Raw genomic sequence first — 25,361 nt, 5'->3', positions numbered from 1 at the left:
TTGATATGTGCAATATGTATTTTGCAAAGCAACAATTTGCAAGTCGATCTGATTCAACTATTTATATAAATGATGACAAAATAAATATTGGTTTTACATTTAAATCAATATAATGAATTTATGAAGGAAACATAATCAATTTATAAAGTAACTGTGATTTTTATGGCAGAAACCGAGCGTGTCTTAAATATTAAAATTATTAATAAATCAGATGAAGTCCAATCGTATCAGGCTTAAATATGTTCTCAAAACAATTTATGGTTAAAGCTAAAATGTTCATTCAATACCTAATTAAATGAATATTAAGATATCTTTCTAAGCTCTGTACGAACAAATTAATCATTTTTTTCATGAAATGTATAGTTAATAAATAAGTTTTGTCCGGCTCGGTTTAAAAGCCTTAAATAGCTTCCGATTGGATGCAAAGTCAAAATATGGATGTGGGGAGTGAATGGGCGAGAAAAATTATTCTCGCTAGAAAGATTATGTGCTAGCGAGTCATGAATAGACAGGACTCATCCAGGGGAGACCTGAGACAGACATCTCAACGATTAGAGTGGGAAAAGAGCCAAATGCCTTATACAATTCCTAACAACAGTTGCGTTGGATGTGACAACTGCCGCCCCCAATGTCCTACGGGTGCAATCAGAATAGAGGACAATGAATATTGGGTCGATCCTGGTCTTTGTAATAATTGTGAGGGCTTTTATTCAGAACCACAATGTGTAATAGCTTGTCCAACTAAGTCTCCCATTCCTTGGCAGGCGAAAAAGGGGAGATGCAAAGTTGAACCGAGAGATTCTACCAGTTTAGATTTGTTTTCTAACGGCAAGAATAATCCATTTGCTTCAGCGATCGCAATTTGGGAAGCTTGTAATGTATTAGCGCAGCGCACATCCCTACATTGGGAAACCGATGAAGAAGGGTACATCAGTTATAGCCGACAAGTCAATCAAGGCCGAGGTGCGATCGCTTTTCATATCCAAGATCCCTTGAAAGTGAACGACAAGGCCACAGACATAGCAGCAATTGAGGGGCTTGACATCAGAGCCGCTTGCATACATCTGATTTTTGCAGCTTATGCTACAGCTTTAGAGCAACCTTGGGAGCAAGAATTTGCGATCGATGAGCGACAAATCGAGAAATATTTGGGGATGGAGAAGCGCAAAGACTTAAGTAAAGCAGCCAAGCTAGCTTTAATGAAAAATCTTGTCCAGCAAGCTTGCTCCCTGACGATCTCCATTGACTGGCCGCAACAAGGCCGAATTAACGGATTTTCTCTTGTCGGTAGCCGCCTATGGCACTTAGTAGATATTCAGCACCACTTCCAAGAAGACAATCTCGGATGCAAATATCTGATTGGACTAACTTTTAAAGTCAAAGCAGGTTTATGGGCGCAATATTTCTTAAACAAACAAGCGTGTAAAGAGCGAACTGCATTCTATCAATACGGCAGTCTCCCTAAAACGCTGCTAACCACAGTCATGAGTATTTGGCAGCAACATGAAGGCGCAGTTCGACTAATGTTGTGGTTGCTGTTTAAAACCAAAATGGGCAAAGAACAACGCATTACCATTCCTACCTTGCTGCGTATTGCTTACGGTGAAGAAAAAGTCGCCCTTGCATCCAGACAACGGGAAGAACGCAAACGTCTGCTGCGAACCTTTGAAAGCGATTTGGAAATTCTCAATCACTATGGAATGAAGCCACTTTTCGATCCAGTTACTTACCCACCAGAAATTCAACCTTTGTGGGCGAAATTAATCGATCTTCCCGAAGATCCAGATGAAGCATTAGAATTTTGGACTAATGACGGTGGTGCTGAAACTCGCCTCACAGACACAGGCCCCCGTGGTAAATGGAATCTGCTAATGAATGCGCGGATTTTGGCTTTTGAACTGCCGCCAGAATGGGAACAGCAAATCTCAGAATCGGAAAAAAAGAAAACAAGAACTGCTAAAGCCAAAAAGAAGCCCAAAGCTACAAACGATTTGCTAGGCGAACAGATTTTGCAGGCGCGAAAAAATTTAAATCTTTCCCAAAGAGAATTGGCAAAACTTACAGGTAAAAGCCAAAGCTGGATTCGAGATATCGAAAATGGTCGTTTAAAAGCCAAATTAGAAGACCAAATACTGTTACGAAAAGTCTTAAATATGGCTTCATCTTGATTTGAAATTTAAACGCAGAAAGACGCAAAGATTTTATTACGAATTTGTATAGCGAATTAATTTGTAGCAAACTAAATTTAGTAATACTCTGCGTTCCTCTGCGCTTCTCTTGGCGTTCCTCTGCGTTTAAAAACTCTCTCTTTACTTCTGCGTACTATAACTCATTACCTTACTAGAGGTAATCCAAAAACTACCAACAGCATATTTAGTAACTACTAACTCTCGTGTCGCATTGCATGAACTTTTCAGTTGTTGAGTCTTCGTTTCATCTTTTACAAGTTTAGCCTGATAAGTATAGAGAGAACCACAAGGTTGTTCAAAACTAATTTCAGCTAAAATAGTATTATTGTCTAAACTTTGCTCTAAAATTTTGCCTGCAACTTTGTAATTAAACCAATCCCATCCTTTATAGAGAATTAACTCTCTTTCCAAAACCTGAAGTGCAGCAGGCAAAATTCCCCAGCCTCGATAGACTTGATGTAAGCATTGAATATCACCAGTACGAGTCAAAATCGATCTAAATGAATCTCGATCGAGACGACCGTAGTATCTTCCTTCTGGCAAGTCTATAACTGTTGGTGCAAACCGATGTCCACCAAAGTGCGATGATTTCCAAATTCGCACATTATCTAAGCACAAATCAGCTTTACTCGCTGTTATTTGGAAGTAAAAAGGAGCGCCATATCTCGCACAACACTTATCATGGCTGCCGTGGGTACAAACTAAAATATCTCTAGTTGTACTAGTTTCTACTTCCAAATTAGAATCGATACCCCATATCCATTTTTGGACAACTCCTGCTACTTGCTCAATATTTGCTAGCTGAAACTCCTGTTTATGGTATCCATTACTTAGCCCCTCTTCTTTTTGATAAATCAAAAGCGTAGTGTGATTTACCTTGTGTGATAAATCATTAGCAATTAGAAGAAATCTAATTGGCAGTTTTGCACGCTTCACTTCTTCTACCAAAATCCTCAAATTCTGAGGCACCCACTTGGAGTTAAAGGCTTCTGATGTCCAAGGTAAAGGACACTCAACTAAAATATAAGTTTGATAATTGGTGGCACTACCAATAACATCTTCTCCTACTTGCCGCGAATCATCAGAACAAAAAAAAGTGTTCATCTCGTTGTACTCATTAGCATATTTTTTGGACAAAAGGTATTACAAAATACAATTGTGTTCTTAGATACAATATCCTTGATTCAAAGAGATAAAAAAGAACAATATTCATTTCCGAGTTAAAACTAGGTAGCCACTTTATAACATCATTATCAATTGAGGTCTTCCCAGTTAATAAATTCTCCACAATAAAGATAAACAGTGTCAAGAGATATTTTTCCGTATGACTGGCGTTAATTTTGTATCTAGTTTTATTGTTATTTGGTATTTTATAATTTTTCACTTGCTGAAACTCGGCTTTTCTGAACTTACTTTCTTTGGTAAAATCAAATATATTAAACCTTGTACATAGGCAAAAAGCTACTTGGAGAATTACCAAGGATTAACTTGCTGATAATATCAATGTAGCTAATACTACAATCAAAAATATTGCTAGTAGTAAGATATTTTTCTAAAGTTTTGGTGAAATTATTTTCATAGCTAGTTACAAATCCTGTTTTTACATATAAAAATATAATTCTTTGTATTTTCTGAGAAATGTATTTCTAAAGATAGATGTGGAATAGCTAGATATAGATTATTAAAATTATTCCTACTATCTACTTTTAATATATCTATCCATTCCAGAATATTGCAAATAATTCTCAATTAGATTAGAAAAATAAAAACACTGAAACTAGGGGTAAATGCTTTAGTGCCCTATACTTCATGCGTTACAAGTTAATGTTAAAACTTAATGACTAATCACTAGCCGCGTTACTGACATCAACATTAACAAACCTGTTATTTACCCTTTTATCTAATCTAACTTCCTGAAGCGTATGTCAGGGTTTGATTATATGCATCTGCTTTGACTGTAACTGAACTCAATAATAAATGCAAGTATTTGAGAATCTTTATAATTCCACGAGCCTTTGCTGCCTTTAGAAGGTTGACTAAATCAAGGGAAATGGGCATTTTATAGTGGAGATAGCTCACTTGAGGAAGTATTGATTCTTTCAATACAATAGATAAAGTTTTGCAATTGTGACAAATTGTTGCCAGTAGGGTAATCCGAATATCTGTGGCTATGGCGATCGCATATTTCTTCTTTCATGCAGAATTGAATCATTTTTTACCACGGCATCACAAACAGGTGAGAATCTCTCATGTGTTTGAGGAAAAAGCCTCTATTAAAGACATGATTGAGTCGTTGGGTGTCCCTCATCCAGAAGTTGATTTTCTAAATGTTAATGGTGAATATGTAAATTTTTCTTACATAGTTTCGGATGGAGATACTATTAATGTTTATCCAATTTCAGCTAGGAATGTTATTATACCAAGTATTTCTGTTTTGGCAGAACCGCTCAGTACTATTTGTTTTGTTGTAGATATTCATTTAGGCAAGCTTGCTACATCTCTACGACTTTTAGGCTTTGATACTTTGTACCGCAATGACTACGAGGATGAGAAATTAGCCCAAATATCCTCCAGTCAAGGGCGCATTCTCTTGACTCGTGATAAAGGTCTATTGATGCGTAGTTTGGTAACGTATGGGTATTATGTTAGAAACACTAACCCTGAACAACAAATCCTAGAAGTACTGCAACGCTTCGACTTGTTTGAATTAATCTCACCATTTAAACGGTGTTTGCGTTGCAATGGATTATTAGAAACTGTAGATAAGCAATCCATTATTGAACAAGTGCCAGAAAAGGTGCGATCGCAGATCGATCGATTCCAGCGTTGCCAAGACTGCGATCGCATTTATTGGAAAGGTTCACATTATGAACGATTACAACAGTTTATTGATGGAGTACTCAACTCACAAATAAATAAGTAACGATTTACCCAGCTGAAATATTCCCACTGATTATTTGACTACCCCCGATTCTGGGATCTTCATCTTCGCGATTCAAATCATCAGGAGTGGGATTTTGCTTACTCTCTCCAGTAACTTCTTCTGGTTCAATAGGATCTGCCTCTTGAGCTTTATCAATATCAAGAGAGCGAGGAGGTTCTTTGGCGTGAGAGAAATCAATAAGTGGATCGGTTTGATCGGGAGTCATGAGTTGCTAAATAATAATGTAGTTTTTCTAGTGTTAAATGTATCTTGAGTGCAAACATCTTTCTTCAGAAAGAAACTACGTTGTGTGATGGTGTAATAAAAGGTGAGTGAATGACATTAATTTTAGCTCTCGATTTTGGCGGAACTAAGCTGGCAGCAGCAACAGCCAATATCGGTTCGAGAAAGTGGTTGCGTTACGAACGTTGTCTCTCGCCAGTAGGTGCAGATGCTAGCACTGACTTGGAAATTATGCGATCGCTCATTTACTCTCTGCTGCAAGACACAAAACCTGCTGCGATCGGTATTAGCTTTGGCGGCCCGGTTGATGCTTCCATAGGGATGGTGCGACTATCTCATCATGTGGCTGGATGGGAAAATATTCCTCTCAAAGCCTTGTTGGAAGAAGAGTTTGGCGTTCCTGTTGGTGTAGATAATGATGCCAATATTGCTGCTTTGGGCGAACACCGCTTTGGCGCTGGTCAAGGATACGATAGCCTATTTTACATTACGGTTAGCACTGGGGTGGGTGGCGGTTGGATACTCAATGGCCAGCCTTGGCGGGGTGCTGGTGGGATGGCTGGCGAAATTGGACATATCGTTGTAGATCCGGCTGGGCCACTTTGTTTGTGTGGGAAACGGGGATGTGTAGAACGTTTGGCTTCGGGGCCTTATATGGCGCAAAATGTTAGGGAAATTTTGGAAAAGGAACCGCAGAGGCCCGGAGTACTTAGAGATGGAGAGATTTTGAGGAGTTTGGTGGGGGGTAATTTAACGTTGCTGACGGGACAGTTGGTAAGTGAGGCGGCGGCGGCTGGTGATGGTTTGGCGAAGGAAGTTTTACACAAGGCTGCTTGGGCGTTGGGTGTGGGTATTGGCAATGTGGCGAATCTGATGAATCCCCAGCGCTTTGTGTTGGGAGGCGGTGTGACGAAAGCGGGGGAGGATTTCTGGCGGGTAGTGCGTCAGGTGGCGCGGGAGACGGCTTTGCCAGAAGTGGATTTTGAAATTGTGCCGGCGGTGCTGGGGGATGATGCGCCTTTATGGGGCGGAGTGGCGATCGCTTCTATGACAATCCCGAATTTGTAAATGGGCGAGGCGTGGAGCGAAATGCAAACAGAATTAGTTATTTTTGATTGTGATGGAGTGTTGGTAGACAGCGAAGGATTAGGTAATCGTGTTCTTGTGAAATTTGTCGCTGAATTTGGACTTGCAATGAAACTTGAAGAAGCTATTTTGTTATTTAAGGGTTGCAAAATGGCTGATTGTGTTGCTGTAATTGAGCATAGACTTGGAAAAAAGCTGCCGCAAGATTTTGTAACTCAGCTTCGTACCCGTACTGCTGAGACATTCGAGCGTGAACTACGTCCTGTAGAAGGAATAGAAGCAGCTTTAGACAAGATTAATCTACCTATTTGCGTTGCTTCCAGTGGCCCACCGGAAAAAATTAAGTTAGCTTTGCGTGTAACTAACCTACTGCCTCGATTTGAAGGACGTATCTTTAGCTCATATCAAATTGAAAGCTGGAAACCAGCACCTGACTTGTTCTTATATGCGGCTAAAAAGATGGGAATTCAAGCTGCATCTTGCACTGTTGTAGAAGATAGCGTTTTGGGTGTACGTGCGGGTGTTGCCGCCGGAATGAGAGTTTTAGGTTACACCGAGCAAAGTGAAGCTAATCTACTTGAGGCATCTGGAGCGCGTGTTTTTTATTCTATGCACCAACTGCCTTCTTTGTTGTCTACACCATTAGACTTATTGCATGAATCAGAGCATGTATAATTCACAATCAGAATATTTCATGACCTACAGGCTTTCCATGTCAATTTCACCATGTAAATTATCGGGTGTTACTCGTGACAGTAGTTGATCGAGATCGTGTACTTTTTCACTTAGGCAAGGTAAGTTGCTACTAATACTTTGCAATGCTAAGGATTCTATAGATTGCCCAGTTAACTCAGCAAGATGATCCAATTGCTCAAACAGAGATTCTGGAATTTCTAAGGTTAGCTTTTGGTTAGCCATCTTTAAGTGCATTAGATTGTTGTTTTTTTAATTATCAGTAAATCTTAATTGGGGTGCGTTATGTTGAAACCTACCTATTACTGTTGAATATTTTGACGAAACTCTCTAATCGCTTCCAAGGGAGATGATAACAAAAGACAACGGTTGAGTAGAGATAAATCTAATTCTGGTAATAGCTCACTTGTAACAACTTTCCCATATTCTTGCTCTCGTAAGCAGTAAACTTCAATTTTGCCATCTTCCCAAAACCAAACCTCTGGAACTCCCATTAATTTGTATTTCTGTAACTTTATGGGACTACTGCTAGTAATCACTACTTCAATGCACAAGTCTGGTACAGGTTTGTCCGTTCCAAAGCAATAAGATAAATCTGCTTGGTATTCTACTATCTTGGGAATAATCTGACTAAAACTACCACTGGGGAAAAATTCAATGCCTTTGACTTCAAAATAAGTAATCAATAATCCAGCAATTAAACACTTAATCGCTTCATGCGGCTTACCAATACTCACAATTTCTAAAATTCCCTCACAATAAAATAGCCGCACCCCTGGTACATTTTCAAAGCTAGCTTGAATCGCTTTAAACTGTTCCCAACTTAACCCATGTCGAAAGAAGCGTTGTTCTTCTGGTAAGTTAACAGCATTTTCTAACGTTTGAGTCATAATATTTTTACTCTCTCAGTTAGTAGTCACAAAATTTATCTTATTTCCATTTTAAGTCAAAACCAAATTATCCCGATGAATCACGGTTTCTGCACCGGCATATCCTAGAATTGTAGAAATTTCTCGTGAATGACGCCCACAAATCTTTTGCAATTCATTGCTGTTGTAATTCACAAGTCCTCTGGCAATTTCGTTACCGTTCGTGTCACACAATTGCACCGCATCTTGCGTGTCAAACTCTCCTTCTACTAACTTAATTCCAGCTGCTAATAACGATTTTCCTGCTAGAGAAATTGCCGCGATCGCACCTTCATCTAAATACAATTTCCCCGCAGGTACAAGTCCGTAAGCTATCCAACGTTTACGCGCCGAAGTTGGTTCGGGTTGCGGTTCAAAATGCGTCCCAATCAATTCGCCTTGGATAATTTTTTCGATATTCCGGGGAAATCGCCCTTGGGTAATTACGGTACGCACTCCCGCTGCGATCGCAATTCTTGCAGCCGAAATTTTTGTCACCATACCGCCAGTACCCCACCGAGAACCTTGGGAACCTGTTTGTATTTGTAATTGAGTTAATTCCTTAATGCTACTCACTAAAGCGATCGGCCGCGCATCGGGCACAGAACGGGGATCGGCTGAGTACAACCGATCGACATCGGTGAGCAAAAATAGCCAATCTGCTTCTACTAAGCTGGCAACCAATGCCGAAAGGGTGTCATTATCACCAAATTTTAGTTCGTCTATTGCTACGGTATCATTTTCATTGACTATCGGGATCGCTCCCAGTCCTAATAGTTCCTGAAAAGTATTGTAGGCGTTGAGATAGCGGCTGCGCTGCACCAAGTCACTGCGAGTCAGTAATACTTGAGCGATCGGCTGTTGTAAAGTATTAAATAAATCATCGTATACCCGAATTAACCTACCTTGTCCAACTGCTGCTACAGCTTGTTTGAGTGCGATCGCCTTAGGACGTTCAGTTAAACCCAACCGCGCACAACCCACGCCGACAGCACCAGAAGAAACCAAAATCACCCGATGTCCTTGGCGTTTTAAATCGCAGAGTGTTTCCGCCAATGTAGCGATGGTAGAAAGTGCTAATTGTCCCGTTTCTGGTTGAGTTAGGCTGGAAGTACCGATTTTGACAACAATTGTTAGTGGCATCTAAAAAGTGAGGAGTTAGGAGTTAGGAGTTAGGAGTTGAATTTAATTCATAACTCATAACTTCTAACTCCTAACTCAATTTGTAAAGCGCCAATCCCTCTATAGTGAAGGTTGACGCTTTACGGAAGTATATTTACTTAGTATGAGTTAGGGTCTTTTTTGGCTGACCCCATGTTATTAATACTTATGATCCCCGATTTTTTGGTTCCAGTAAGATTCCTTAATTATTTCTTTAGATTTACTTTCCTGACGATTTTTCAACTTTTGTGAATCTTCTTTTTCTTGGGTGTAATAGAGGCTCCCAAAATTTCAGATATCCAAACTTCAAAGTTGCGGACGGGATGAGAGCGCAAAGCCGCATCGGCATGAACAATCGGTTCCACTAAAATGGTAAACATTCCCAGACGATTACCTGCTAAAACATCGGTAAACAAGCGATCGCCTACCATTCCCACTTGATGCACTGGTAGATCCATTCCCCTCAGTGCGGCTCTAATTTTGCGTCGGGAAGGCTTGGCTGCACCTAAGTAGTAAGGTAAATTGAGCGATCGCGCAATTCCACCAATTCGCGCTTCACTCAGGTTGTTACTCACCAAGCACAGTGCAGTACAGGTACGGATTTGCTGTACCCACTCTCGTAGTTCTGGGGAAGCTATCCCGACTGTAAAAGGTACTAAAGTTTCATCTACATCCAATACCAGCCCTTTAAGCCCGTATTTTTGGATAATATCTGGTGTTAGGTTTAACACTGAACCCTCTAAAATCAAATCAGGCTGTAAAAGATTGTTCCAGAACATAGTCAACAGTCAAATGTAGATAGCTAAGACAAATGAGCATAACCCAATATAGTTTAGTTAGTCGAACTCCATCCTGGAATCTCTCCCTGAACATTTTGAGATAAAATCCCTAAAATCTTATCTATTTCTTTGATGTAATAATTACTCAAATCAATAAATATATCGTTTTCTTCTAACTTCAAAAACTTCCAAATATCGCCTGTTGTTACCGCACCATAAATTTTTCTGATTTCATTTCCTTCTTGTTGATTAAACAATTGGGCTGCCAACATTGCGGCTGCACATTGACCTAATCCACCTTTAATATTTTCGTTTTTGGCTTCAATAATAACCACCACTGGCACATTAATTGTTAGCTGCTCTTTAGAACGACTGATGATAAAGTCACAGTATCCATTCAGACCTTTTTCTGCATCTACATTAAAATCTGTTCCCGAAAATAAGCTAATTGGATAACTCGCTCTGCGTCTTATCTCCAACAATATTGGAGTGATAATCATTTCTGAACGAGCTTTTTCAGTATTAATTGCTAAAGCCAGTTCTGTAGTTTCTTCTAAAGAATTTTTGAGTTTCTCACTTGCTTCTAAAGGTTCTATGTCAGCACATAAATCAGTTTCTTCATCAATGCGGATGCTGAATGACTTTTTAAATTTACTTAATGTAAAATCGCTATAAGCCATTTTCAGCACCTTATACTAATTTGGTATTTTAGATAATGGAATTAAAAAATCCCTACCAAAATGCTTTTTTTAGGATCTTAAACAATACTAATTTTCCCAATTTAGTGTCAATGTTTCATTGCTTCTAACATTTAGTGGGACATAGTAAAAGATTTAAGTAAATTGTGATTTCAATGAAAAATTACCAATTAAAAAATTCAAAATGAAAATATTACATTTTGAATTTTTAATCTTATTCAACTTCATTAAAAAGATGTTCTTCTAACAGAGGTTGCACTTTCCGAAACTCCTCTGGAGAAAGTAATTCCGGCTCGCCGGTTTTTGTTATCCGTGCAAAAAACAACAGAGGGTCTAGGGGTGTATAAATTGCATACTCCTGATCTTCCTCATAAAAACTAGCGAGTAGCTGTAATTGCTCAGGCTCTAAATCTGCCTCTTCGTCTTCGATTTCTAGGGTGAAGAGTTCTGATTCTTCCACTGGCGGTAAATCACCTGCAACAGTCAAAGCATAAGCTGTATTCTTCAGTACCAAGTTCTGCTCAGATAGTACAGCTTGGGCGTTAGCAAAAATTTGCTCAATGATGGTGTCATCTTCTACCAGAACCGCTTCTTCTTCCTCACCGTCACCTTCCCAAGAAAAAATTTCTACAGGTGAGTCTACAGGAAGGAGCAAAACGTATTCTTGTCCATCTACCTCTAGGGAATGCTCTATATAACAGTCGAGCGATCGCCCTTTATCATCGGTTAAAGTGATGGAACCCGCATGAGCGTTATCATTTTCTTCAGGAAATGGAGAGGAATACATAGCCGAAATGTAGAAATTTAATAAATACCAGCAAGTTTGAAAATCGCTTAACTATAGTTAATGACATATTATGTCAAACAAATAGCTTTATACGTAGATACAACTGCTGGCTAATCGTTTTCAGAATATCATGTTAAAAGGTATCAATATTCAATAGCCGCAACTGAACTGCGGGAGTTGGCACGCTTCAGATCCAACCATTGTTGCAAAATTAAAGCCGCTGCCTTGCGGTCAATCAAACCTTTATTGCGTGATGGAGAGCGGTTTTCAGCTATCAGCAGTTGCTCTGCTTGAAATGAAGTTAATCGCTCATCCATATATTCCACAGGCAAGTTTAGTGCTTTAGTAAGTCTTTTAGTAAATTTCTGAACTTGACGAGCCTGAAATCCTAGTGAGCCATCCATTGAATAAGGTAAGCCCATAACTAGAACTTGCACCTCACGTTCATTAACGATTTGTCGGATTTGCTCGACATCCTGCTCAAAAGATGTACGCTCAATTGTAGTGATACCCGTGGCAATTAAACCCGTGCGATCGCATCCAGCCACACCAATCCGCTTGCGACCAAAATCTAGTCCCAAGGCGGAAATAAACGGTTTTGGTTGCTCTTGGGATATCACACTAATTCTCCTGCTGTCCATCTGCTGATTCAGTAATCGGCGATGTTTCTATGCTAGGATTTTTTACCGGAAAGTTAATCGGTTCTGGCTTGATTGGCAGTGGTTTATCTGAGGATGGCAGCTTCCCTGGTTGTATCCATGACATCCCACCTGGTATAGGTTTACGAGTTGGTTGTAAACCTTGCAGCATATCAGTCCATTGGATTCCTTCTAAGGAGACGAATTTCGACTCTCGTAGCTTGTGCCACACAGAGCGAGACATCACTAATGTATGTTCTATGCGTTTTGCTCCAATTCGCTCCAAATATTCTTCTCGCTCTGCCTGATAGTCTGAAGAGGCTAATTGTAACCCTTGCTGGGGAAAATCTTGGGCAATACGAGCCAGTTGAGATAGTAATTCTGGATAAAGCCAGGTGTAAGCAGGATGAACTGTCAGCGTTGCAGCATGGGGAACTTCACCCTTGCGATCGAGTTGCACCTGAAAATAGCCGATCGCAGCTTTGCGTTGCGGTTCAAATACGTAACCACTGACTACTTCTGTTTTAGTCAGCCATTGCTTTACTGCATCAGTTAAAGCGCCAAACAAACTGGTTTTAAAGTCGCGGGTATTGCGGTCAAAAACCTGACGTACCAGAGGTGGCATCGATGCCGTATCTAGTTGATATAGCAACTGGGCATCAGCATTACTTATAGGCAAGAGGTTGGGCAAGTCTGGCTCTGCTTGTGCCAATTCAGCCAGTAATTCTGGCCCAATTTCCCAGTACGTCATTTCTGCTAGACGCTGGAATCCATTTTGTCGATATAATGCCAGCGCCTCTATGTCATTGATATTAACTTCCAGTAACCAAGTCCGAGCTTCCAGAATCGATTCAAAGCAATGACGCAAAAGTTGCGAACCAATTCCTTGTTTATCGACACCACGCTCTAGCAACACTCGATCGATCCGCCAAGTGCTACGTGTGCGGTTAAAGGGTGACACTTGAATCATTCCTAAAAGTATCCGCCCTTGCTCTGCGACAAAAGCACAAAGGCGATACTGTAGCGGGTTAGGAAACCAACTTAAAAATTTGAGTAATCCATACCAGCGACGCAGCCTTTGCATCTGGCTGATGGCAAAACCTGCTCCCTTCGGAGTAAGGGCTGCGAATGACTCTTGAGTTATGCGCTCAATTCCGTCCAGATCCCGATATTGGACTGGTCGGATAATAACGCTGAGGTTTCTGGGAAGTAATGAAGTCATTTTTATTCGAGCCGCCATTTAGCCTTAACTAACTGCTCTTCAAAGGAAGGAACTGCTGCAATAATCTTAACTAGTTTCTGCTCTCTACTATTGTGCCAAAAGGGTGATTTTAGTAACTTAATACTTAAAAAGCAGAAAAAGCAGACCTTGTGAGAACACCATTGGCATTGACCCAACAACATCTGCCCTTATTTTATTTGAATTTTGATTAAAATTTGTATATATTTTATAACCCTTGCCGAGAAACTAGCTTTTCAAAGTTGGCTTGGGTTTGATGGAGTAATTGGTGGCGACTATCTACTAGTGTTTGCTTCAGGGTTGGAACAAGATTACGAGCTTGCAGAGTCATGTGAAGTTGCAGGTTGGCAACATATTCACTGAAATCTTGATTCATTTCATCTGCGCCCGCATCCGTTAATAAATTTGATTCCATTGCCACTGTGTTCTCCTGTGTTAATCCTGTGCTGTCTCTCTTCATGACCAAAAACTATCACGTTGTTTGGACTAACTTGTTAATTTGCAATGAAGTTTAACGCTTCTTAGGGATAGGGTGTCCCTTAAAATCTTAAACCAACACCACCTTGTACAGAGATAGCTGTACCACTGCTATCTCGGTAGGCATCAAAAGCAATAATGGCATTGCCAAAAAGGACAGTATTGCTATTTGGGATCATATAATCAATACCCGGTTGTAAAGCAAAACTAATTTTGTCGCCCACGGGAGAAGAATCACCACCACCAGCTAAAACTAATCCCGCACCCAGGTAGGCATCAGCTTGCCAGTTGAGGGGGATATCGTAAGAAACCGTTGGTACAACAGCCGTATTATTACCAATTAACACTTGAGCGCGGAGTGAAATTGGTGCTTCCAAAAGCTTGTAGCGCCCCGCTATCACCCCCCCAAGTTGGATACCATCGGTAAAACCAACAGTGGGGCCGATACCAATATAACTGCCATAAGCTACTTGAGCTTGTGCTGGTTTCGTACTCGCCAGACTCAAGACCAAACCAGCCCCCAAAACTGAAACCAAAGATGGAATATATTTCATAACCAACTCCTCACACCAATTAGTCATTAGTCATTGGGCATGGGGCGTTAGGAGTGCTGAGTTAAGAGTTAAGAGTTAGGAGTTTTGTTTATCTCCTTGTCCCTTTGTCTCCTTGTCTCCTCATCCTCCCCTGCTCCCTGCCCCCTGCTCCCTTTCTCATTCTACGGGCAACGGGGATGAATCCCTCCTTGAGTACAAATGTATGCTAATTGCTTGGCATCTAAATTTTTGGCTTGAGAAAAATCAACCCCTTGGACTACGGCAGATACTGAGCCTAAATCTGGGGTTTGGACAAATTGATCTGCTGGATCTTGTTTGCTAGGAGCGAGAATTGCTCCTTTGAAATCTGCTCCAGCAACATTTGCCCCTCGTAAATCTGCAAGACTTAGGTCAGCATTTTGCAAGTTAACGTTTTCCATTTGGGCAGAACGTAAAACAGCACCAGTTAAACGAGTAGCGCTGAAGTTAGCATTGCTGAGGTTAGCACGATCCAAATAAGCTCCTGATAAATCTGCCCCTTGCCAATCAGTGTTAATTAAGTTGGCAAAAGATAATTGCGTGCCGATCGCAGTGGCGCGACCTAAACGCGCTGCATACAGATTGGCTTCGTTCAATTTGGCATCGCCTAAATCAGCCCCAGTCAAGCTAGCTTTTTCTAAAACTGCGTTTCGCAGATCGGCTCCTACTAGTTGGGTGCTGTTGAGTTTAGCATCATATAAACGCGCGTTGGATAAGTTGGCTCTGTTAAGAGTGGCACGACTCAAATCGATGCGGTTCATCAAGACGCGACTGAGGTTAGCATCAGTGAGATTGGCTTGCTGCAACTGAGCTTGGCTTAAATCAGCCATTACATCGTCGTAGGTATCCCAGCGTCCATCTTCACCCACACCCCGGAAGCGGCTACCCTTAAAGCTAGCTTGGTTAAGATTTGCAGATTTAAACTTAACTCCTGATAAATCAAGATTGTCCAGTACCAAGTTGAAGAAGGAACTTCCTGGAGTACCGCTTTGACCTAATTGGGTTCTACTAAGGTCAACACCGTCGATTTTTTTACCGCTATAAACAGAGAGAATCTTGTTGATTGTTCGTTGGTTTCTTTGTAACCGACCTTGGCGTAATTCCCGCTCTTTGGTTGCAGTGCTACCTACAGATTCCAGTTCGCTGACCAAAAACTGATTCTTATTTTTCAGTTCCGGGATGGCTTGGGGCCCGACAGTTGTCAAAGCTTGTTGAATTGTATCCAGAAGGCTGGGGTCAGTTTCGCTAACTAATAAATCCGCCAGAAATTTAATCGATTGTGGGTCATTAAGACCACCCATAGCCAGAATTGCACTTTGGCGTTGCTCATTAGTCGCCCCAGAGTTGGGAGTCAATTGTTTGACAAGTTCGAGGAATTGTTGGCTGTTGATTTGCTTGGTTGCTCGCTGGGATTGTTGAATTTGGATATAAACTTGAGTGCCGATTAAAGTTGCCAGTACAGCAGTCATACTCGTCAGCCCTACCCCGAACAAAGTCAGATTGGGATTTTGCTGTATTCGCCGCCACAAATTAGGTGACTGGCTGGTTCGATCTGCCGCTAATTCTTCTCCCTCTTGCCATTCTGCTTCTTCATTACCGTCAGCAGACTGAGCTTGTCTGTTGCTAGCTAAGATTGCATCGATTGTATAAGTACCTGCGAGTCGATCGTGGAGTGCGCGACGCCCTTGACGTGACGGTAAGCCAATCCCTTCACCCACAATCATTAATAAAGACAAAAATGTGAATAATCCTAAATTGGGAAAAGCAAAGCTGTAGCGCCACAGTAGATAGGCAATGGAAATGGGTACTGTCCAACGTCCAACTCCTTCTCTGATCGCAACTGCCCCCAATCCGGGCGGCTTCCCTTGCTCGTTGACAACCCGCACTTTTAACCAACGTTTAGGAATTGTGCTACCAGTCTTAGCTAATAAATACAATTGCCACCAAGAGAGAGTTACAGGCGCTAACAAGGCGATTGTCCACAAAATATTAGTCGGCCATGCAACATTACGGATGCCATAGCTCACAGGTAGAGCTAAAGGTCTGGCGATCGCTCTTTCTGTGACTACCAGCACGGGGTTAAGCGGTACTCGGTTCAGATCGCTTCTAGAATTGGCATAGACACCAATGCCGAAGGGAATCAACCCACTAGTCACCACTAGTGTGATTTCAGCCGCCCAAGCAGCAAAACGCCTACTTCCTAGCAGTAGCGAATTGGCTCTTTCCGATTTTTTTGACTGACCAGATTGATTACTAGTTCTTCTGACAATTGGTGAGGTCATCGTATAATTTCCTTTGATATTATTTCTACGCCGCGATCGGCACAATTAAAATAGACTAAGCTCGTCAGCAAAAAGAAAAGCATATTGAAATAGGATTTAGGAGTTATGCAGCAGAATTTTGGAGTCTGAATGGGCTGCCCTAACAGAAATCAAATAGGCTTTATACCTAGTTTTGACACTTAGCTTGTGTACTTCAACTTCCTGGAAATCCTCTGTAAGTCAGAAGCCGTTTTTATTTCGGCTCCTGACTTTCATAACTTTGGGCAGAGTGCAAAGTAAATGCATATCAACTTATTGCTTACGTTGAAAGCTACCAGACACAAAAATTTTGTATCCAACATACACTAACACTGCCAAAAGTGCCAGACTGATTACAGATGCAACTAGTTTAAACACTGCTTGCAGTATCGCCAAGCCTACTAGCACCGTCACACCTGAAACTACCAGCTTTTTTGCCCCAGATAAGCTGTTGAACCAAATCTGAAATCGCTCCAGTTGCAAGTTGAAGCTGGCAAAAACAGACTGAGGCGTTTGTTTTTGTTCTTGTGAAACCACCCCAGGCGGGGAATTAATCTCTGCGTCTAGCTGATTGAGACGACGCTGTAAGTCTTCTTCTGGTTGAGGATTCATCAATTTTTCCTAACTCATTAGCATACTTATTCAACAATAGACTAACCAAATTCTATTTTTGGTGGTTGTCTTTGTGATTTTAGCTAATGTCTGTGGATGCAAGACCTTTCAGACATCAATTGTAGAGACGTTGCAATGCAACCTCTCTACATACACCTATCAAATCTTCACAAATAATCCTGAACTAACTAGTATTACTTTATACGGCAGCTTTTGGAACCAAGAGGAATTGCTCTCGTCTATATAGATCGGACTGTATAACAATATTGCTCTAAAAAAATCTGGAGCATTAATTAAAATGAAGACTCTGAGGCTACTTGCAATTATTCCCACAGCTTTGGCGATGAGTTTGGCTTTCACTGAGGCTAATTTGGCACAGACACCGACAATTCAAATTGGTCGAAATTTCCAACCAGATCCAGTGGTTTTGAAGGGAAAGTCTGGGGGAGCTGTCAAAAGTAATTGTGGCAATATTACCACTGAACCTAGTCAAGTTATCCAAGTTACAGAGTCACTACCTTATTTACGATTAACAGTAGAGAGTCAAGGAAAGCCAACACTCCTGATCGACGGGCCTGGAGGGCGCTTTTGTGTATTAGCAGATAGTTACTCTGGAAGTAAGTCAGAACTTTCTGGTTATTGGCAGGCAGGAAAATACTCGCTGTATGTGGGCGAACTATCCCAGCAACAGTTTACTTACAACCTCTCAATCTCACAAAAAAATAAATAGTCATTAGTCATTAGCAAAGGACAAATGACTAATGACTATTCTTCCAGTGATTTAGCGGGAACTTCGACAGCAGTGACATCAATTGTGCCTTCTGGTGTGAAGCGCTGAAAATGACTATTTTGCACTAACAGTAATTCCTTACAGTTAGGACATTGCAACTGACTGTTATTTAAGCCTGTAAATTCATATCCACAAACGGGACATTGATCGGCAACCAAGTTGCGTTGCAGCCACCAACGAAAGCCAAAAAAAGCCACAATAGGTGTTAACAACAGCAACCCGAAAATAATTAGCAATGAATTAACTAACCAACCCAAGCCCACTGATGCCAGCAACCAAACAACTGCCAGCAGGGTGAGCCAAGGGCGGAGATTTAAAAGATTCAATTGAAATGACTTAAAGCTCATTTTTAATAAATTTCGTCCTGCTCTCCTTCTAGGATAGCGATTTTAGTCATTGGTCATTTGTCATTTGGACTCAAATGGACTTTATTACTGAGGATAGCAGCATTTTGTGTAAGTGCTGTTGAAAGGCATTTAAGCCAAACAGAGCGATCGCCTGTTCTCGCAGCCACTCTCCATCACATCGCTGGTCATCCCCTTGAAGCATTTCTATACAAGCTGTTGCTACAGCATCAGGATTGCGGTGTGGGACTCGCCATCCCAGTTTACCATCCTGCAAGGGGTCAGCGGAACCATCATCGTCACCAGATAACACCGGCACTCCACAAGCCATTGCTTCTAGATAAACTATGCCAAAGCCTTCTTGTGAAGGCATGATATAGGCATCAGCAAGGCGGTAATGTTCCATTAATTGTTCTGTGGCAACGAAACCAGCAAATACAACGCGATCGCTCACACCTAAAGATGCAGCAAGTTTAGCTAATCGCGGTTGGTCATCGCCGCGACCAATTACCAAATATTTCACTTCTGGGAAAACTTCAGCGATTTGTGGTAATGCCCGAATTGTGACATCTACACCCTTGTAAATATCTCCTGACCATAACCGCGCTACTGTCATTAACACTTTCGCGCCAGTTAAGCCATACTTCTGGATTAATTCTGGTTGTTTGGAGCCAGGGGTAAATTTATCCGCATCAATTGCACAAGGCATCATCTGTACCATGTTTGGGTTTAGACTATTGGCAACACAAGCGCGATCGCGGCTGTAGCGACTAATTGTCCAAATTCTCTCTGCTGATATCAGGGCACGACGTTCCTGATTTTTCAACGGTTCCCAGACTTCTTTGCCGTAAGTTAGCACGATGTAAGGAATCCCCAAGGGCTGGCAAAGCGTTTGGATTAATACTGCTAAGTTAATGTGACCGCAGAAAACCTGCTGCGGACGGCTCTGCAACAGACATTTCAGTAAAGCTGCTGCCATTTGCAATCTCCCCAAATAGGGAGACTGATTTTTAAAGTAATGAAATTTTAAGTTTTCGTCTTCAAACGGATTTAAGCTATCAGCACTATCTCGCAGCAAAAATACTTCTGCTTTGTAGTCTTGACCCAATGCCAAATAGGCGCGAAAAATATCTTTTATATAGGATTGAATACCACCTTCATGAGCAAAAATTTCTAAAAACACGAAGATATGGTTAGTTTGTTTATTAACTTTATTACCTAAATTCAGGTTTTTTGTCACTGTAGTGATTTGCATCTTAGATTATTTACACTTGCGATAAGGGCGCGATTGCACCGCTTTGTAATCGCTCCAAATCTGTTTTTACCATTTTTTCTAAAAGTTCCTCAAAGCTTACTTGGGGTTCCCAGCCGAGGTTTCTTTTAGCCTTGCTGGGGTTAGCTACTAGTTGAAAATGCTCATCTTGTCGTAACAAGCTAGTATTTAAAACTACATACTGCTTCCAATTCAAGCCGACTGACTCAAAGGCTGTGGCAACTAAATCTCTCACACTGTGTAGTTTACCAGTGCCAATCACATATTCTTCTGGCTCATCAATTTGCAACATTCGCCACATGGCCTCGACATAATCACCTGCAAAGCCCCAATCACGTTTGGCATCCAGATTACCCATTTCTAAGGTGTCAGTTAAACCCAATTTAATTGATGCAGCCGCTAAAGAAACTTTGCGTGTGACAAACCCAGGTGCGCGTAGAGGAGACTCGTGATTATATAAAATTCCGCTACAGGCAAATAGTCCATAGCGCTGTCTATGATGCACCATCGTCCAGTGGGCGTGCATTTTAGCCGCAGCATAAGGATTTTTGGGACGAAAAGCGGTTTCTTCATCTTGAGGCGAGAGGAATACATCGCCAAACATTTCTGAACTGCTGGCTTGATAAAATCTGGTAGACAAACCAACTTTTCGTACTGCTTCCAAGAGCCTAGTAGCTGTACCAGTTATTAAATCCAAAGTTCCCAATGGGTCGTTCCAGGAGTCGGGTACAAAACTGGGAGCCGCCAAATTGTAAATCTCTTGGGGACGCAGTTGTTCAACTGCGGTCAACAGTGCCGCATTATCCCTCAAGTCAACTGTAAAAATTTCTACTTGGTTTGCCAGTATTCCCAGTTTTTTCAAATTAGGTTGTCGATCTGGGGGCACTAATCCGACAACTCGATAACCTCGATTGAGGAGCAAATGGCTGAGATAGTAGCCATCTTGACCAGTAATTCCGGTAATTAAGGCTGTCTTAGTCATATTTTGTCTTTTATTCTGTCTATCTCTCTAAGCACGAAATGGCACTTGTTGGAGAACAAACATAAAGACTCTCAACACTGCTGACAAATCTTAACAAGGGAGCTAGTGTAGCTCGAATGCTATTTTTACTAGATTCACTAGTTCTTTTTATACAAAAACTTTACTTAAAATTTTACAAAAAAATCATAATAATGATAAGCAATTTCATGAAAAAAATATATTTCTCCAATTTAAATAATATTGAAAAAAGAGTATACTCTTATCAATCAAATAACCATGTATTTTAGTAAAAACCGCTTCTATTTGAAAGTGTATAGCTCAACTTTTGGCAAACCCTTAATTAGCTTGGTAACGGCTATATGAGAAGTTTTATTTGTTTGAATCCTAAGTACAAGAGAATATTTTAGAGAAGAAAAGCCATCGTTTTCTGTCGATACTTCTTCTTTAAGTTACACTCCCCTCACAAGCCAAAATTGACATCAGAATTATTCTTTCCTTTAGCCTTGACTATTTCAGTGTTACTTTTGTGCTTCTACAGAGTATTTGACAATGAGCAGGCAATTTCTACCATCCGCACCACGTTCGTATACAACCCGATCGGCCAACCGCCTCAGAAGAAACCATCCATACCCACCTACTTGCAGAGTACCTGGGGCTGGCTCTGCGATCGCATCAGGATTGAAAGGTTTTCCATAATCCCAAATTCTAATCTCTAGTCGGTCAATCCACAGATAAACGTTAATTTCAATGATTGTTTCTGGGGGTAAAGCATGATGAGCGTGACGAACAGCGTTGGTAAAGCCTTCTGCTAATGCTAAATTAAGGCGATCGAGTTGGGTTTTTGACCAGCCAAGTTGAGACAAGTGTTGCAGACAAAATTGCTCAAACCATTCTTGCACCTGGTTTAAGAGCCTGAGTTCGCTCTTAACCGTCAGATGGTCTTGCTGCACTATACTAAGCATTAACTGTGAGTTGAATATAAGTAAACCCAAGTTGCTAGTTATTAAATTCTGCGCTGTTCGCAAAATTTCTCTGACATAAAAAAATCTAAATTGACATATTCTATGTACCAAAATACAAAACATGAATGATTTTGGCATTCTGAGGGTTGTAACTAGCAACTTACGTTAAGTAAGAAATGTTTGTATTTGTTGACTTTTGATGATTTGATATTTTGGAATAGGTTTTCTATCCAAAACTGCAAATCCCAGAAGCAATCTGAACTATTGAAGAAGAATTCAGAAGGAAATCAGTGAGGGATACACTGCGGGATTTGGCTACAGATCCAACAATATCTTGTTGACCACTAAAAAAAGCATATTTAGTGGGGAACTTAAACCCATTTATGCAGAGACTATCTATAAGACGCTATGCATAACTTGCTTTCCCGTAAGATACACGGACTCGCTTTGGTGGCGTTATCCGCTTTTTAGTTCACAATTTAATTCTGTTAGCGGTAGCAGGGCGTTTAGCCCATTCTGGCTTCTGAATTCTTTCCCGTTAAAATTGACGCCTGTTGATTGCTTTCAAAAGCACATCTGCATCTGCTCTTGAAACTCACAGGCGTCAAAAGACTTTGTGGTGACTAATTTAGAATAGTCCCAAGGTCAAAGATTTATCCAATGGCAAAGCAGCACCAATACCCAGCCATATTGTGACAAGAGTACCAACAAGGAATACTGTGGTTGCAACTGGACGGCGGAAGGGGTTTTGGAACTTATTCACGTTCTCAATAAAGGGAACGAGGATTAGCCCTACTGGTACGGAACCCATTGCTAACACTCCTAAAAGTTTGTTAGGAAGTGATCGCAAAATTTGGAATACTGGATACAAGTACCACTCTGGCAAAATTTCCAATGGTGTGGCGAAAGGATTTGCTGGTTCACCTGTCATTGCGGGATCTAGCACGGCTAGAGCCACAATCGCAGCGAAGGAACCCATGATCACAATTGGAAAGACGTAAAGTAAGTCATTAGGCCAAGCGGGTTCACCATAGTAGTTGTGACCCATGCCTTTAGCGAGTTTGGCTCTTAACTGAGGATCGCTCAGGTCAGGTTTTTTTTGTGTTGACATTTTTAAATGTGCTCTCCTGCTTAAGTTAAATTAAAGCATTTGTGAAAGCTATCAGCTACTAGGCAACCAAAAGGCGGAAAACAGCGTTTCTATATCTACAGTCATCCGCCTGAAGTTGTCTATAGCTTGAGGCTTCAGATACAAGTATTTGTTTTTTGGAACTTATGTGCAATTAATTTCTTGTGTTTCATAAGTTTAAAACAAACAACTCGATCTGAAAACTAACAAATGTTGCCTTTCGCTAATAGCTGAGATTACAAAGGCCCGGAAATACCTTGCTTGCGGATCATCAAGAAGTGAAACAGCATGAATACTGCAATCAACCAAGGCAGTACAAATGTGTGTGCGCTGTAGTAACGAGTTAGTGTTGCTTGACCAACACTGGAACCGCCGCGCAGCAGGTCGGAAATCAGAACTCCAACCACGGGAATTGCTTCTGGTACGCCGCTAACGATTTTCACAGCCCAGTAGCCAACTTGATCCCAAGGTAGAGAATAGCCGGTAACTCCGAAGGAAACGGTGATCACAGCTAGGATTACACCACTTACCCAGGTCAATTCGCGAGGCTTTTTGAAACCACCAGTGAGATAAACCCGGAAGACGTGCAAAATCATCATCAACACCATCATGCTGGCAGACCAGCGATGGATGGAGCGAATTAGCCAACCGAAGTTTACATCAGTCATGATGTACTGCACTGAGGAGAAAGCTTCAGTAACTGTTGGCCTGTAGTAGAACGTCATGGCAAATCCAGTAGCAAACTGGATGAGAAAACAAACCAGGGTAATTCCACCCAGGCAGTAAAAGATATTGACGTGGGGAGGGACGTACTTGCTAGTAACGTCTTCGGCGAGTGCCTGAATTTCCAGGCGTTCCTCAAACCAGTCGTAAACGTTGGCCATACAATCTCAAGTTCCTAAAAGTCGGTTGCGGTTGATAAATCCCGAAGTTCTGAATCGGCAGAAGCCTTCGCTCAGACTTCTCTCCCAATTAACAATTTTGGGATTTTAATAAAGGGGAGTTTTTTTCTTTGCTTTTGGGCTTTGAGTGTGCTAAGAGACTTCAGAAACTTTACACTTTGTAAAGATGGAATATATTGCGATCTCTTTACGCCCCTACACACAAAATGGTGGACACAAAGTAGATTTTATCCTTTGGTGAGTGGATACGATGCATCAGTTGACTGAACAACTTGATGAGAAAAATGCACCACTTCTATAAAAAAAGTAACATAATCGAGAGATAGATTTCATCAACAACAGAGGAAGTGGGCATTATCTAGGCAATTTGGGTTGAGGTGGAATTGATAATGGGGTTCATGAATAAACAAGTCTTTCGGGTTGGATTTTCATTGTTAATGGCGGTTTGCTTGGCGTTGGGTACCCTCACTCAGCCATCGCTGGCTTTGACTGGAGAACAAAAGCTGGTTTCGGAAGTTTGGCGAATTGTTAATCGTACTTATCTAGATGAGACATTTAATCATCAAAACTGGGCGGCTGTGCGGCAAAAGGTTCTGGAAAAACCACTGCCAGACTCAAATGCCAGTTATGAGGCAATTGGGAAGATGCTCAAGAGCCTCGACGATCCTTTTACCCGCTTTTTAGATCCAGAACAGTACCGCAGCTTGCAGGTCAATACTTCTGGGGAACTGACTGGGGTAGGATTGCAAATTGCCTTGAATTCTGAGAATGGAAAGTTAGAAGTAGTGGCTCCTATCGCCGGTTCACCGGCAGATAAAGCGGGGATTCGACCACGCGATCGCATTCTCAAAATTGAAGGTGTTTCCACAGAAAATCTCACCCTTGATGAAGCTGCTACCAGAATGCGCGGGCCCAGTGGCAGCCTTGTGACTCTCGTAATCGAACGGGACGGAGAGGCAGAAACGGAAATTAGACTGACACGCGATCGCATTGCCCTTAACCCTGTGGTTTCAGATTTGCGTGTTTCTGCTGAGGGTACACCCATTGGCTACCTACGTCTTACACAATTTAATGCCAACGCTTCAACGGAATTGGCACACGCTATTTCTAGTCTAGAAAAAAAAGGCGCTGCTGCCTACATTCTAGATTTACGAAATAATCCTGGGGGATTATTGCAATCAGGAATTGAAATTGCCCGTCTCTGGTTAGATTCTGGCACTATTGTTTACACTGTTAACCGGCAAGGTATTCAAGGTAGTTTTGAAGCCTTTGGGCCAGCTTTGACGAAAGATCCTCTGGTGATTTTGGTAAATCAAGGAACTGCCAGTGCCAGTGAGATTCTTGCTGGCGCACTCCAAGATAACGGTCGTGCCCAGTTGGTAGGCGAAACTACCTTTGGCAAGGGATTAATTCAATCCTTGTTTGAATTATCAGATGGTTCGGGTTTAGCAGTCACAATTGCTAAGTATGAAACTCCTGAACACCGGGATATTAACAAACTAGGTATTAAGCCAGATAAAGTTATTTCTCAACCAGCCATTAACCGCGAACAGATTGGTACTGAAGCGGATTTGCAATATCAAGCCGCTGTGGAACTTTTGAAGAAAAACTCGGTGGTAGCGGGGAAAGCTTGAAGAAGGGTACAAGGAGACAAATCAGGTGGGGGTTCAGAC

General features: G+C 41.4%; 26 protein-coding genes. 6 read left to right on the top strand and 20 right to left on the bottom strand.

Annotated features, from left to right (window positions below; translation table 11 throughout):
- Positions 1 to 572 precede the first annotated feature (572 nt).
- Positions 573 to 2,168 carry a helix-turn-helix domain-containing protein gene (locus tag RM049_RS12545; RefSeq protein ID WP_322682807.1) on the top strand — a complete coding sequence of 532 codons (1,596 nt, stop codon included), beginning with the start codon at positions 573 to 575 and terminating at the stop codon, positions 2,166 to 2,168.
- 141 nt (positions 2,169 to 2,309) lie between these two features.
- Here RM049_RS12545 and RM049_RS12540 read toward each other — a convergent pair whose 3' ends face one another.
- Positions 2,310 to 3,293 (bottom strand): sucrase ferredoxin, encoded by a 984-nt coding sequence (locus RM049_RS12540; protein WP_322674031.1) that lies wholly within the window; start codon positions 3,291 to 3,293, stop codon positions 2,310 to 2,312.
- 1,066 nt (positions 3,294 to 4,359) lie between these two features.
- On the opposite strand from RM049_RS12540, the gene RM049_RS12535 reads away from it, so the two are divergent.
- Positions 4,360 to 5,112: a Mut7-C RNAse domain-containing protein gene (locus RM049_RS12535; protein ID WP_322704385.1), complete on the top strand. Its 753-nt coding sequence runs from the start codon at positions 4,360 to 4,362 to the stop codon at positions 5,110 to 5,112.
- A 4-nt stretch (positions 5,113 to 5,116) separates the two neighbouring features.
- Here the strand turns inward: RM049_RS12535 and RM049_RS12530 are convergent, their stop codons facing one another.
- A complete protein-coding gene (locus RM049_RS12530; protein WP_322674029.1) occupies positions 5,117 to 5,338 on the bottom strand; it encodes a hypothetical protein in 222 nt (73 codons plus the stop codon).
- 110 nt (positions 5,339 to 5,448) lie between these two features.
- On the opposite strand from RM049_RS12530, the gene RM049_RS12525 reads away from it, so the two are divergent.
- Positions 5,449 to 6,423 (top strand): ROK family protein, encoded by a 975-nt coding sequence (locus tag RM049_RS12525; RefSeq protein WP_322704384.1) that lies wholly within the window; start codon positions 5,449 to 5,451, stop codon positions 6,421 to 6,423.
- Between the two features lie 21 nt (positions 6,424 to 6,444).
- The gene (locus tag RM049_RS12520; RefSeq protein ID WP_322704383.1) at positions 6,445 to 7,116 is read left to right on the top strand and encodes an HAD family hydrolase; all 672 of its coding nucleotides are present in this window, start codon (positions 6,445 to 6,447) and stop codon (positions 7,114 to 7,116) included.
- 24 nt (positions 7,117 to 7,140) lie between these two features.
- Here the strand turns inward: RM049_RS12520 and RM049_RS12515 are convergent, their stop codons facing one another.
- From RM049_RS12515 to RM049_RS12460, 12 genes are all read right to left on the bottom strand, one after another.
- Complete coding sequence (locus tag RM049_RS12515; protein WP_322704382.1) at positions 7,141 to 7,359, bottom strand: hypothetical protein; 219 nt, start codon at positions 7,357 to 7,359, stop codon at positions 7,141 to 7,143.
- 77 nt (positions 7,360 to 7,436) lie between these two features.
- The gene (locus RM049_RS12510) at positions 7,437 to 8,024 is read right to left on the bottom strand and encodes a Uma2 family endonuclease (RefSeq protein WP_322704381.1); all 588 of its coding nucleotides are present in this window, start codon (positions 8,022 to 8,024) and stop codon (positions 7,437 to 7,439) included.
- Between the two features lie 51 nt (positions 8,025 to 8,075).
- Complete coding sequence (gene proB, locus RM049_RS12505; RefSeq protein WP_322682813.1) at positions 8,076 to 9,185, bottom strand: glutamate 5-kinase; 1,110 nt, start codon at positions 9,183 to 9,185, stop codon at positions 8,076 to 8,078.
- Positions 9,186 to 9,442: 257 nt separating this feature from the next.
- Positions 9,443 to 9,982, bottom strand: a complete 540-nt coding sequence (locus RM049_RS12500; protein WP_322704380.1) for a YqeG family HAD IIIA-type phosphatase — start codon at positions 9,980 to 9,982, stop codon at positions 9,443 to 9,445.
- Between the two features lie 53 nt (positions 9,983 to 10,035).
- On the bottom strand, positions 10,036 to 10,662 hold the full coding sequence (locus tag RM049_RS12495; protein ID WP_322675427.1) for a hypothetical protein: 627 nt from the start codon (positions 10,660 to 10,662) through the stop codon (positions 10,036 to 10,038).
- A gap of 232 nt (positions 10,663 to 10,894) precedes the next feature.
- Entirely contained in the window at positions 10,895 to 11,467 is a 573-nt protein-coding gene (locus RM049_RS12490) for a DUF3727 domain-containing protein (protein WP_322675428.1), read from the bottom strand.
- 143 nt (positions 11,468 to 11,610) lie between these two features.
- The gene (gene ruvX, locus RM049_RS12485; protein ID WP_322704379.1) at positions 11,611 to 12,108 is read right to left on the bottom strand and encodes a Holliday junction resolvase RuvX; all 498 of its coding nucleotides are present in this window, start codon (positions 12,106 to 12,108) and stop codon (positions 11,611 to 11,613) included.
- The gene (locus RM049_RS12480; protein WP_322704378.1) at positions 12,089 to 13,345 is read right to left on the bottom strand and encodes a GNAT family N-acetyltransferase; all 1,257 of its coding nucleotides are present in this window, start codon (positions 13,343 to 13,345) and stop codon (positions 12,089 to 12,091) included. Before RM049_RS12480 ends, ruvX begins: the two co-directional genes overlap by 20 nt.
- Positions 13,346 to 13,553: 208 nt before the next feature.
- Positions 13,554 to 13,760, bottom strand: coding sequence for a hypothetical protein (locus RM049_RS12475; protein ID WP_322690484.1), 207 nt, complete (start codon positions 13,758 to 13,760; stop codon positions 13,554 to 13,556).
- Positions 13,761 to 13,884: 124 nt separating this feature from the next.
- Complete coding sequence (locus RM049_RS12470; protein ID WP_322682820.1) at positions 13,885 to 14,376, bottom strand: hypothetical protein; 492 nt, start codon at positions 14,374 to 14,376, stop codon at positions 13,885 to 13,887.
- Between the two features lie 161 nt (positions 14,377 to 14,537).
- Positions 14,538 to 16,676: a pentapeptide repeat-containing protein gene (locus RM049_RS12465; protein ID WP_322704377.1), complete on the bottom strand. Its 2,139-nt coding sequence runs from the start codon at positions 16,674 to 16,676 to the stop codon at positions 14,538 to 14,540.
- 291 nt (positions 16,677 to 16,967) lie between these two features.
- The gene (locus RM049_RS12460) at positions 16,968 to 17,306 is read right to left on the bottom strand and encodes a hypothetical protein (protein WP_322675433.1); all 339 of its coding nucleotides are present in this window, start codon (positions 17,304 to 17,306) and stop codon (positions 16,968 to 16,970) included.
- A gap of 298 nt (positions 17,307 to 17,604) precedes the next feature.
- Here RM049_RS12460 and RM049_RS12455 point away from each other — a divergent pair, with 298 nt between their 5' ends.
- On the top strand, positions 17,605 to 18,036 hold the full coding sequence (locus RM049_RS12455) for a hypothetical protein (RefSeq protein ID WP_322704376.1): 432 nt from the start codon (positions 17,605 to 17,607) through the stop codon (positions 18,034 to 18,036).
- 35 nt (positions 18,037 to 18,071) lie between these two features.
- On the opposite strand, the gene RM049_RS12450 is transcribed toward RM049_RS12455, so the two are convergent.
- The 6 genes from RM049_RS12450 to petB all read right to left on the bottom strand — a co-directional run bounded on the left by RM049_RS12450 (position 18,072) and on the right by petB (position 23,670).
- A complete protein-coding gene (locus RM049_RS12450; RefSeq protein WP_322675435.1) occupies positions 18,072 to 18,443 on the bottom strand; it encodes a hypothetical protein in 372 nt (123 codons plus the stop codon).
- Positions 18,444 to 18,513: 70 nt separating this feature from the next.
- Complete coding sequence (locus RM049_RS12445) at positions 18,514 to 19,695, bottom strand: glycosyltransferase family 4 protein (protein ID WP_322704375.1); 1,182 nt, start codon at positions 19,693 to 19,695, stop codon at positions 18,514 to 18,516.
- A 10-nt stretch (positions 19,696 to 19,705) separates the two neighbouring features.
- Entirely contained in the window at positions 19,706 to 20,695 is a 990-nt protein-coding gene (locus RM049_RS12440) for a GDP-mannose 4,6-dehydratase (protein WP_322704374.1), read from the bottom strand.
- Between the two features lie 518 nt (positions 20,696 to 21,213).
- Entirely contained in the window at positions 21,214 to 21,657 is a 444-nt protein-coding gene (locus RM049_RS12435) for an ATP-binding protein (RefSeq protein ID WP_292739730.1), read from the bottom strand.
- Positions 21,658 to 22,285: 628 nt separating this feature from the next.
- Positions 22,286 to 22,768, bottom strand: a complete 483-nt coding sequence (gene petD, locus RM049_RS12430) for a cytochrome b6-f complex subunit IV (RefSeq protein ID WP_322704373.1) — start codon at positions 22,766 to 22,768, stop codon at positions 22,286 to 22,288.
- Between the two features lie 254 nt (positions 22,769 to 23,022).
- The gene (petB, locus tag RM049_RS12425; RefSeq protein WP_322675438.1) at positions 23,023 to 23,670 is read right to left on the bottom strand and encodes a cytochrome b6; all 648 of its coding nucleotides are present in this window, start codon (positions 23,668 to 23,670) and stop codon (positions 23,023 to 23,025) included.
- A gap of 407 nt (positions 23,671 to 24,077) precedes the next feature.
- On the opposite strand from petB, the gene ctpA reads away from it, so the two are divergent.
- The gene (gene ctpA, locus RM049_RS12420; RefSeq protein WP_322682827.1) at positions 24,078 to 25,322 is read left to right on the top strand and encodes a carboxyl-terminal processing protease CtpA; all 1,245 of its coding nucleotides are present in this window, start codon (positions 24,078 to 24,080) and stop codon (positions 25,320 to 25,322) included.
- Positions 25,323 to 25,361 lie beyond the last annotated feature (39 nt).

The organism is Nostoc sp. DedQUE04, assembly GCF_034530995.1.
GTDB lineage: Bacteria > Cyanobacteriota > Cyanobacteriia > Cyanobacteriales > Nostocaceae > Nostoc.
This window is presented reverse-complemented; position numbering and strand designations above follow the sequence as displayed.

What these genes read in the sequence shown, in the direction of transcription:
- RM049_RS12450 (WP_322675435.1), bottom strand. Translation starts at nt 18,443, where the DNA reads ATGAGCTTTAAGTCATTTCAATTGAATCTTTTAAATCTCCGCCCTTGG.
- RM049_RS12460 (WP_322675433.1), bottom strand. Translation starts at nt 17,306, where the DNA reads ATGAATCCTCAACCAGAAGAAGACTTACAGCGTCGTCTCAATCAGCTA.
- RM049_RS12540 (WP_322674031.1), bottom strand. Translation starts at nt 3,293, where the DNA reads ATGAACACTTTTTTTTGTTCTGATGATTCGCGGCAAGTAGGAGAAGAT.
- RM049_RS12440 (WP_322704374.1), bottom strand. Translation starts at nt 20,695, where the DNA reads ATGACTAAGACAGCCTTAATTACCGGAATTACTGGTCAAGATGGCTAC.
- RM049_RS12435 (WP_292739730.1), bottom strand. Translation starts at nt 21,657, where the DNA reads ATGCTTAGTATAGTGCAGCAAGACCATCTGACGGTTAAGAGCGAACTC.
- RM049_RS12495 (WP_322675427.1), bottom strand. Translation starts at nt 10,662, where the DNA reads ATGGCTTATAGCGATTTTACATTAAGTAAATTTAAAAAGTCATTCAGC.
- RM049_RS12515 (WP_322704382.1), bottom strand. Translation starts at nt 7,359, where the DNA reads ATGGCTAACCAAAAGCTAACCTTAGAAATTCCAGAATCTCTGTTTGAG.
- RM049_RS12465 (WP_322704377.1), bottom strand. Translation starts at nt 16,676, where the DNA reads ATGACCTCACCAATTGTCAGAAGAACTAGTAATCAATCTGGTCAGTCA.
- proB (WP_322682813.1), bottom strand. Translation starts at nt 9,185, where the DNA reads ATGCCACTAACAATTGTTGTCAAAATCGGTACTTCCAGCCTAACTCAA.
- RM049_RS12500 (WP_322704380.1), bottom strand. Translation starts at nt 9,982, where the DNA reads ATGTTCTGGAACAATCTTTTACAGCCTGATTTGATTTTAGAGGGTTCA.
- RM049_RS12510 (WP_322704381.1), bottom strand. Translation starts at nt 8,024, where the DNA reads ATGACTCAAACGTTAGAAAATGCTGTTAACTTACCAGAAGAACAACGC.
- ruvX (WP_322704379.1), bottom strand. Translation starts at nt 12,108, where the DNA reads ATGGACAGCAGGAGAATTAGTGTGATATCCCAAGAGCAACCAAAACCG.
- RM049_RS12455 (WP_322704376.1), top strand. Translation starts at nt 17,605, where the DNA reads ATGAAGACTCTGAGGCTACTTGCAATTATTCCCACAGCTTTGGCGATG.
- petD (WP_322704373.1), bottom strand. Translation starts at nt 22,768, where the DNA reads ATGTCAACACAAAAAAAACCTGACCTGAGCGATCCTCAGTTAAGAGCC.
- RM049_RS12520 (WP_322704383.1), top strand. Translation starts at nt 6,445, where the DNA reads ATGCAAACAGAATTAGTTATTTTTGATTGTGATGGAGTGTTGGTAGAC.
- petB (WP_322675438.1), bottom strand. Translation starts at nt 23,670, where the DNA reads ATGGCCAACGTTTACGACTGGTTTGAGGAACGCCTGGAAATTCAGGCA.
- ctpA (WP_322682827.1), top strand. Translation starts at nt 24,078, where the DNA reads ATGGGGTTCATGAATAAACAAGTCTTTCGGGTTGGATTTTCATTGTTA.
- RM049_RS12535 (WP_322704385.1), top strand. Translation starts at nt 4,360, where the DNA reads ATGGCGATCGCATATTTCTTCTTTCATGCAGAATTGAATCATTTTTTA.
- RM049_RS12445 (WP_322704375.1), bottom strand. Translation starts at nt 19,695, where the DNA reads ATGCAAATCACTACAGTGACAAAAAACCTGAATTTAGGTAATAAAGTT.
- RM049_RS12525 (WP_322704384.1), top strand. Translation starts at nt 5,449, where the DNA reads ATGACATTAATTTTAGCTCTCGATTTTGGCGGAACTAAGCTGGCAGCA.
- RM049_RS12475 (WP_322690484.1), bottom strand. Translation starts at nt 13,760, where the DNA reads ATGGAATCAAATTTATTAACGGATGCGGGCGCAGATGAAATGAATCAA.
- RM049_RS12490 (WP_322675428.1), bottom strand. Translation starts at nt 11,467, where the DNA reads ATGTATTCCTCTCCATTTCCTGAAGAAAATGATAACGCTCATGCGGGT.
- RM049_RS12480 (WP_322704378.1), bottom strand. Translation starts at nt 13,345, where the DNA reads ATGGCGGCTCGAATAAAAATGACTTCATTACTTCCCAGAAACCTCAGC.
- RM049_RS12545 (WP_322682807.1), top strand. Translation starts at nt 573, where the DNA reads ATGCCTTATACAATTCCTAACAACAGTTGCGTTGGATGTGACAACTGC.
- RM049_RS12530 (WP_322674029.1), bottom strand. Translation starts at nt 5,338, where the DNA reads ATGACTCCCGATCAAACCGATCCACTTATTGATTTCTCTCACGCCAAA.
- RM049_RS12470 (WP_322682820.1), bottom strand. Translation starts at nt 14,376, where the DNA reads ATGAAATATATTCCATCTTTGGTTTCAGTTTTGGGGGCTGGTTTGGTC.